This is a genomic window from Nocardia sp. CC201C, assembly GCF_030010695.1.
GTDB lineage: Bacteria > Actinomycetota > Actinomycetes > Mycobacteriales > Mycobacteriaceae > Nocardia > Nocardia otitidiscaviarum.
On the sequence record NZ_JASCXP010000450.1, the window covers coordinates 1 to 5,936 of the forward strand.

The following is a 5,936-nucleotide window of genomic DNA, read 5'->3' on the forward strand; positions in this document are numbered from 1 at the left end:
GGGGGGGGGGGGGGGGGGTGTTTGTGGGGGGGGGGGGGGGGGGGGGGGGGGGGGGGGGGGCCGGCGGGGGAGCTGAGCGGGCCGGTTCGCGCGGTCGGGTTGACGGCTGGCGTGGGGCAGCTACTGGGGTGGGGCAACTGCTGGGGCGGGGCAATGAGCGGGCAATGAGGGGACGGAGGTGCGGTGGATCCGGGTGGGCGCTCGGAAGGTGGCTGGAGGGCGATCGGGGATATCCTCGGTGGTGAACCGATGTGGATGGGGAGTGTCGACGGTTGCGTGTCGATACCCGTTCCGAGTGATCGCCGAGGAGTGGGCCACACGGTGTCGTGGCCGGGTTGGGCCGGGGCGGGCGGTGGTTCGGCGGGGGGTCGGCCGGAGGGTCGGCAATCGTATTGACACCCAGATTGATTCAGGCGGCCGTCGTCCGAATATCATCCAATCGTGATGTGTGGCAATGTAATTGGTGGGGGGTGTGGTAACCGGGCGGGGGCGGCGCCGGGCGGGCGGCGTCGTGGTGGTGGCGGCGCAGCTCGCGTGCGGGCGGTCGCGGCGGAGTCGGCGGGTGCGTCGAACCTCCGTGGGATAAGGGTGAATTCGTCCTTTCGGACCAATCGCCCAACCGGTTGCTGCGGAATTGCGGAACGAGATAGGGGACGTTCTGGCTAACTGACTTTCCGGTACACACCACGCGGAGTGCGCTTTCCGGGTACGGTGACCGACTGGTGAATTCCCGAAGAACCGGGATTGCCCCGGCGGCACGGGATTCGGCTTATCGTTGATGTGCCCGAACGTGTCGCGACCGGTCTGGCCGATCGCGGCTCCAGAAGAGAGGCAGCGGGAGGCGACCAGACGACGTGAACGCCCGGGTGCGCACCCCCTGCGGCGCACCCGGGCGGGAAAAACTATACCAGTTGGTGTGTTTCAAGTTTTTCGCGCTTTTTCGTACCACAAGTTTGGTAATTCGGGCGCAAGCCCGTTCTGAAGTATTTGAAAGACACGTAACTTTGCGCCGGATGGCTGTTCTCACCGTGGAGAATGGCGCAACGGCGGTTAGCTAGCTTCGGAGGCGTTTCGAGCATGGCACGGCAGCAAGAGCGGGCCCGCCGGACACGTGCGGCGATCATCAGGTCCGCCGCCGTTGAGTTCGGGAAGAGCGGCTATGCCGCTGCATCGCTCAACCGCATATTGGAAGGTTCTCGCGCCACCAAGGGCGCCATGTACTTCCACTTCGACTCCAAGGAGGATCTCGCGCGCGCGGTCTTGGAAGCGGCCGTGGACCGCTACCGCGCGTCCACCGAAAGATGGCTCACCCGAGGCGATCTCGGTCCGCTCGACATCCTGCACGGGATGGTCGACGAGATCGCGCTGCGCCTGGAGAACGACATCATCATCCAGGCGGAGTTCCGGCTCATCATCGAACCGGAGTTCTACCGCGACATCCAGTCGGGTGGCGGGCGCATTCTCGGCCGCGCCATCCGGCTGCTCGCGGTGCGGGCGATCGAGCACAAGCAGTTGCGGCCGGATGCCGATCCGGACCGCTTCACCCGCACCCTGGCCGCCGCCCTGGCCGGTCAGCGCTACATCGCGGATGTGCTCGGCGGCCCCGGGGATCTGCGTTCCCGGTTCCGTGAGGCGCTCGAGGTGATCATCGAGGCGACGGCCACCCCGGAGTGGTCCGAGGAGTTCCGCCGCGTGGGCTGGCGGGTGAACGCCCGGTTGGAGGATCTCAATTTGGCACTCTGACCAGCAGATTTGGGAATAAGCGGCGAGCTGTCATAAGCTATCTCCGCTCCCAACGGAAGCCGTTGAGCAAACGGTCCGGAGACATCCGGCGGGCCCCCTTCGTCTAGCGGCCTAGGACGCCGCCCTTTCAAGGCGGTAGCGCGGGTTCGAATCCCGTAGGGGGTACCAGTGGTGGAAACACCGCTGGAGGAGCAAGCAAGGCCCTGTGGCGCAGTTGGTTAGCGCGCCGCCCTGTCACGGCGGAGGTCGCGGGTTCGAGTCCCGTCAGGGTCGCAAGACTACAGCTTGGCATTCGGTACGGGTGCCTCCGGCCAGGTAGCTCAGTTGGTACGAGCGTCCGCCTGAAAAGCGGAAGGTCGCCGGTTCGATCCCGGCCTTGGCCACAGTTCGAATGGGTGTTGCACACAGCGTGTGCAACACCCATTGTTCGTTTCCGGGCGGGATATCCAGGCCGTAGCTGTCACGGCGAGTTTTTCATTTCGAAATTTCGAATTGACGCCGTACTGCCGCGCTGCCGTGTGTTTCACATCCGCCGTCGCGATCGCGGTGGGATGCTGGAGGTATGGCTGACAACTCGGATGATCAGTGGTACTACTGCCTGAAACATCACCGGGCGGAACAGGGCAAGCAGCACTGGGTGGGTGAACGGATGGGTCCCTACCCCGACAAAGCCACGGCGGAGCGGGCTTTGGAGATCGCCAGGGCGCGGAACAAAGCGGCCGACGAAGCCGAGGATTGAGCCCTTTTCCCGCGGCTGCCGGTGCGCTCACTCGTCGCTCAGGTGAATCAAGTACCGTTTCGGGAGCAGAAACGACGAATGCCCGCCCGTGCCGCGCGCGCGTACGGGCCGGAATCGAGCGGGAGGGCGAGCCTTGAAGGTAACCGTGGTGGTGCCGACCTACAACGAGCGGGAGAACCTGCCGGTGGCGGTGGAGCGGCTGACCGCGCTACCCGTGTCCGACCTGCACGTGCTGGTCGTGGACGACAACTCCCCCGACGGCACCGGCGAGGTCGCCGACAAGCTCGCGGCGGAACTGCCCAGTGTCGTGGGCGTGCTGCACCGCACGGAGAAGGACGGCCTGGGCCGCGCCTACATCGCGGGCATCACCCGGGCGCTCGACGAGGGCGCGGACGTGGTGATCCAGATGGACGCCGACCTCTCGCATCCGGCCGAGGTGATCCCGGCCATGCTGGAGAAGCTGGAGACCACCGACGCGGGCGTGGTGCTCGGATCCCGTTACGTGCCCGGAGGTTCCACCGCGGAGGAGTGGAAGTGGTACCGCAAGGCGCTGTCGGCCTGGGCCAACTTCTACGTGAACCTGATCCTGCGCCTGGGCGTGAAGGACGCGACCGCGGGGTTCAAGGCGTGGAAGGCGGATACGCTGCGCGCCATCGACGTGGCGTCGATCAAGTCGAACGGCTACTCGTTCCAGGTGGAGATGAACTACCGGACGGTCAAGAAGGGCATCCGGATCGCCGAGGTGCCGATCCGTTTCGAGGAGCGCACCAAGGGCGCGTCCAAGATGAGCCTCAAGGTGCAGCTGGAATCCGCCGCCATGCCGTGGAAGCTGCTGTTCGGCCGCCAGCTCTGAGCTGGTTCAGTCGCTGAGCTGGTTCAGTCGCCCGTCGGCCACTCCAGCAGGGTGTTCACGAACAGCTGACGCACCCGCTCGATATCGGCGTCCATGGCGGCCGGGTCCCAACCGCTCACGTCGATGGGCGGCAGCACCGCCACGTCCACCACGCCCTTGCGGACCACCGCCGAATCGCGCCAGGCGATCTCGCCCGCGTTCCGGATGACCACGGGAATGATCGGCACCCCGGCCTGGATGGCGATGTGGAACGCGCCCTTCTTGAAGGCCCCCACCCGCGGCGTGCGCGAGCGCGTGCCCTCGGGTGCGATGACGATGGACAGCCCGCCGCGCAGCGTCTGCACCACCGGAGCCAGCGCGGCCTTGGCCGCCGCCGTATCGGCGCGGTCGATGAAGGTCACCTCGACGAAGCGCATGAGCGGTCCGAAGATCGGATTGCGCGTGATCTCCTTCTTGGCGATGCCGGTGATACCGCCGCCGAGCACCTCGGCCACCACCACCATGTCGAACTGGCTCTGGTGATTGAAGATGAACACGGCGGGCCGCGGCGCGCGAGCGTACTCCCGCCCCGTCACGCGCACCCGCACCCCGGTGCCGCGCAGGGTGGACTCGGCGGCGTGGTTCAGCAGTGAATCCGCCATCTCCCGGCGCTGTTTGGTGTGCGCCTTGGCCGCCACCCCGAACAGCGCGCCCCCGAGCAGCGCCGCGAAGCCGGCGACGGTGCGGGCGTAGTCGGTGGGACGGGGGGTGGTGCGCGGCCGGAAATGCAGGATGGGCCACTCCTTCTCGGTGGCCTCCAGCACCGTGCGCGGATCGGGGTTGACCGCCACCGGCCGCCCCGCCACCCCGAGCAGCGGCAGATCGGCGGCGCTGTCGGCGTACACCCAGCTGCGCGTCAGGTCGATGCCCTCGGCGAGGGCGAAGCGCCGCACCGCGTCGGCCTTGCCGTTGCGCCACAGCGGCTTGCCCTCCACGTGGCCGGTGAGGACGCCGTCCTGGGCGGCCATGGCGGTGCACAACACGGTGGGGATGCCGAGTTCGTCGGCGGCGGGCCGCACCTGGAAGCGGGTGAGCGCACTCACCAGCACCAGGGTGTGCCCGGCGGCCTCGTGTTCGCGGATCAGCCGCCAGGCTTCCGGGTACAGGTGTCCGTAGACGGTGCGCTGGAACAGCGTCGCGCCCAGCTCCTCGAGCCGCTGCTCCGGCAGACCGGCCCAGGCGTGCATGGTGTGTTGTAGGAACCGCTCGTATTCGCCCTCGCTGCGGGCGCCGCGAATGCTGCCGAGCAGGCCGGCCGCGACGGGGTCGCGGTCGCGGCGCAGCAGCCGCCGGGTGAGCGAGGATGGGTCGAATCCGTGCACGACCGTCCCGCCGAAGTCGAAGATGGCGGCGATCTCCGGACCCTGCGGGCCGGAGCGGATGGCCGTCACCGCCTCGTCGAGCGTGATGGCCCGCGCGGACTGTTCGGTTATGCCCGCACCGGGCCGTCGTCGCCGCAGATACGCGGGTCCGCCGGTGCGGGCGGGGTCGGTCCGGCGCGCGGTCCGGGAGCGCGTCACGGCCGCGCCGCCGGGAATCCTGCGGGCGCTCATAGCGTTTCCAGCCGGTTCGACGGGTCCAGGGTGGCGGCGCGGGTGATGCGTCCACCGATGGCGCGCAGCTCCCCGGCGAATCTGGTCCGGCGCGCGGCCAATTCGGCCGGGTTCCGCACGTCGGCGGCGAGCAGCCCGTGATTGTCGGCGAGTTTGAGTGCGCTGCCGAACAGTTCGGAGGACACCGATTCGGGGCTCTGCAGGCGCTGCTGCAACAGCATCTGCCGCCCCACGTTCAGGCATTCGTCGATGATCGCCTTGCGGTCGACGGCGGTGGCGGGGTCGTGGGCGGCCAGCCGTTCGGCGACCACCAGTTGCGCGTCGAAGAATGAGCGCAGCACCCGGTGCGCCATCATGAAGCCGGATCCGGCCAGCAGGGCGAGGATTTCGGTGCCGACCGTTCCGGCGGCTGTGCGGCGGTGCCACTGCGGGTCGACGTGCAGCATCTCCGCGGTGAGCTGGGAGGTGAACTCGGCCCGCTCGGGGAAGAAGAACTCGAATTTGAGCAGATCGCGCAACCGGTAGGCGGCCTCCCAACCGACCCGCAGCTGATCGCCCTCGGGCGCTTCGACAGCGGTCAGCACGGCCAGCTCGAGGATGGCGCGGTTGACGAACCAGTGCACGGCGCTGTTGCGGTAGAACGCCGCCTCCAGGTGCGCACCCGCGCCGATCGAGTACACCGGCTCCAATCCGCCCCGGTACACGGTCACCACCTTGGCGATGGCGAGCTGTTCGAGCACCACCGCGAGGCCGTGATCGTCATGGAGCGTGTCGAGTTCGCCGCGCGGCAGATCGCGGTATTCGATGTAGCCGAGCACGGGCGCGATGGCGGCGCGCAATTCGTCCCGGGTGAGGGCGCGTTCGTGCACGCCCAGCAGCACGAGCGTGGTGAGCGCGTTGACGGTGATCGGCGTGACGGCGTTGATGCCCACCGCGACATCGAACGCCAGCCGCTGCACCGCCCGCCGCTCCTGTTCCTCCACAACGCTTTCCGATGCGGGGACGATGC

General features: G+C 68.0%; 4 protein-coding genes, 3 tRNA genes and 1 pseudogene. 6 read left to right on the forward strand and 2 right to left on the reverse strand.

The genetic code is table 11. The annotated features are described in order from the left end of the window. Positions 1 to 1,077 precede the first annotated feature (1,077 nt). The 6 genes from QK444_RS31295 (at position 1,078) to QK444_RS31320 (ending at position 3,335) form a co-directional block, all read left to right on the forward strand. The gene (locus tag QK444_RS31295) at positions 1,078 to 1,743 is read left to right on the forward strand and encodes a TetR/AcrR family transcriptional regulator (protein ID WP_282785683.1); all 666 of its coding nucleotides are present in this window, start codon (positions 1,078 to 1,080) and stop codon (positions 1,741 to 1,743) included. A 92-nt stretch (positions 1,744 to 1,835) separates the two neighbouring features. Further along, positions 1,836 to 1,911 (forward strand) — tRNA-Glu (locus QK444_RS31300). Between the two features lie 31 nt (positions 1,912 to 1,942). Then, positions 1,943 to 2,016, forward strand: a tRNA-Asp gene (locus QK444_RS31305). 36 nt (positions 2,017 to 2,052) lie between these two features. Next, positions 2,053 to 2,126, forward strand: a tRNA-Phe gene (locus QK444_RS31310). 179 nt (positions 2,127 to 2,305) lie between these two features. After that, the gene (locus QK444_RS31315) at positions 2,306 to 2,482 is read left to right on the forward strand and encodes a hypothetical protein (protein ID WP_162836493.1); all 177 of its coding nucleotides are present in this window, start codon (positions 2,306 to 2,308) and stop codon (positions 2,480 to 2,482) included. A gap of 151 nt (positions 2,483 to 2,633) precedes the next feature. After that, complete coding sequence (locus QK444_RS31320; protein WP_282785685.1) at positions 2,634 to 3,335, forward strand: polyprenol monophosphomannose synthase; 702 nt, start codon at positions 2,634 to 2,636, stop codon at positions 3,333 to 3,335. 23 nt (positions 3,336 to 3,358) lie between these two features. Here QK444_RS31320 and QK444_RS31325 read toward each other — a convergent pair whose 3' ends face one another. Both QK444_RS31325 and QK444_RS31330 read right to left on the reverse strand, forming a co-directional pair. Continuing rightward, positions 3,359 to 4,927 carry an HAD-IB family hydrolase gene (locus QK444_RS31325; RefSeq protein WP_282785684.1) on the reverse strand — a complete coding sequence of 523 codons (1,569 nt, stop codon included), beginning with the start codon at positions 4,925 to 4,927 and terminating at the stop codon, positions 3,359 to 3,361. After that, positions 4,924 to 5,936 (reverse strand): annotated as a pseudogene (locus QK444_RS31330) (glycerol-3-phosphate acyltransferase); the annotation flags it as partial. The gene QK444_RS31325 and the pseudogene QK444_RS31330, both read right to left, overlap by 4 nt.